Source organism: Paraburkholderia sp. 31.1, from assembly GCF_014397645.1.
In the GTDB taxonomy this organism is placed as follows: Bacteria; Pseudomonadota; Gammaproteobacteria; order Burkholderiales; family Burkholderiaceae; genus Paraburkholderia; species Paraburkholderia tuberum.
The window spans coordinates 1-247 of sequence record NZ_VZQN01000266.1; the positions used below are offsets into that span (position 1 = coordinate 1).

The following is a 247-nucleotide window of genomic DNA, read 5'->3' on the forward strand; positions in this document are numbered from 1 at the left end:
CGGCCCCAGCCCTTCAGCTCACCAGACAAGACACTGGTGGGTCTGGATGGATTCGAACCATCGACCCCCGCCTTATCAAGACGGTGCTCTAACCGGCTGAGCTACAGACCCTGAGCCTGTCTGCGTTTCTTCTAACCACAGCCGATAAGCGTGAGCACTTGAGTGCAATGAATGCACAGCTCTGGAAAGGAGGTGATCCAGCCGCACCTTCCGATACGGCTACCTTGTTACGACTTCACCCCAGTCA

1 tRNA gene and 1 rRNA gene are annotated in these 247 nt (G+C 56.3%); both read right to left on the reverse strand.

The features are described 5' to 3' along the window. Positions 1-34: 34 nt before the first annotated feature. A tRNA-Ile gene (locus F6X37_RS36210) sits at positions 35-111 on the reverse strand. Between the two features lie 74 nt (positions 112-185). Further along, positions 186-247, reverse strand: a 16S ribosomal RNA gene (locus F6X37_RS36215); the annotation flags it as partial.